General features: G+C 62.6%; 1 protein-coding gene. It reads right to left on the reverse strand.

The features are described 5' to 3' along the window. Positions 1–1,410 (reverse strand): tandem-95 repeat protein (locus QVZ43_RS16430; RefSeq protein WP_302910778.1); only part of this gene is annotated, 1,410 nt, incomplete at both ends.

The following is a 1,410-nucleotide window of genomic DNA, read 5'->3' on the forward strand; positions in this document are numbered from 1 at the left end:
GGTGAGCGAATCGCCGTCGGCATCACTGGCATTGCCCAGCAACTCGGCCTGGGTGATGGTGCGCGCACCGCTGTCTTCAGCAATCGGTGCCAGCGTGACCGGCGAGGTGGTCGGTGCATCGTTGACCGAGGTCACCGTGACGCTGACCACCTGATTCTCGACGTTACCGTCGTCATCGGTCACCGAGACGGTGAAGCTGTCACTGCCACTCCAGTTGGCCGTGGGCGTGTAACTCCAGTTACCGGCGGCATCAATGCTGGCTGTGCCATTGGCACCGTCGGTGGTGACCGTGTAGTTCGGGCTGGTCATGCCATCGGCGGTATCCGCGACACTCAGGCTGCCACTGATCACCGTGTCTTCATTGCCACTGCCCGAGGTGTCGCCACTGAACACCGCGGTGTCGTTGACCGGGTTGACGGTGATGGAGACGGTTTGTGTCGCGCTCTCACCGCTGGCGCTGTCCGTGACCGTGTAGGTGAAACTGTCACCGCCGTTGTAGTCGGCCGCCGGGGTGTAGGTGAAGCTTCCGTCGGTGTTGAGCGTCAGGCTGCCGTTGCTGACGTCGGTGGCCAGCGCGTAGCTCAGCGTCCCACCGCTGGTGGTGCTGTCATTGTCCGCGACCGTGCCGCTAAGGGGGGTGTCTTCATCCACACTGACGCTGTCGTCCTGTGCCGTCAGATCGGTAACGGCGTTGACCGTGACATTCACGGTCCCGGTCTCGGTCACTCCACCCGACGTAATGGTGTAGGTGAACGAGTCGTTGCCATTGAAGTTTGCGTCCGGCGTGTAGGTGATCGTGCCGTCAGGCAGGAAGCTGACGGTGCCGTTGCTGCCGTTGGTCACTCCGGTCAGCGTCGGTGTGCCCTCAAAGCCGTCGGCGCTGGCGCCGTTGGTGCCGGTCAGCACGTTGGCCGAGATCTCCGTCTCTTCGTTCGTGATCAGGCTGTCATCGACAATGTCGACCACCGGGGTCACGGTGACATTGATCACCTGGGTGTCGGTGTAGCCATCATCGTCGGTGACCGTGACGGTAAACGAGTCGCTGCCGTTAAAGTCAGCACTGGGCGTGTAGCTCCACAGCCCAGTTTCGGGGTCGATCGAGGCCGTTCCGTTGGTCGCGTCCGTCGAGACCGTGAAATAGGTGCCGTCGGTCAGGCCGTCGGCGCTATCGCTGGCCGTCAGCGTACCGCTGATGACGGTATCTTCGTTGCCCGTGCCACTGGTGTCGCCACCCATGGTGACCGCATCGTCGACCGGGTTAATGGTCAGGCTGACGGTTTGTGTCGCGCTCTCACCGCTGGCGCTGTCCGTCACCGTGTAGGTGAAACTGTCCGCGCCGTGATAGTCGGCCGCTGGCGTGTAGGTGAAGCTGCCATCGTTGTTGAGCGTCAGGCTGCCGTTGCTGACGTC

It is taken from the genome of Marinobacter suaedae, from assembly GCF_030519635.1.
GTDB classification, from domain to species: Bacteria; Pseudomonadota; Gammaproteobacteria; order Pseudomonadales; family Oleiphilaceae; genus Marinobacter; species Marinobacter suaedae.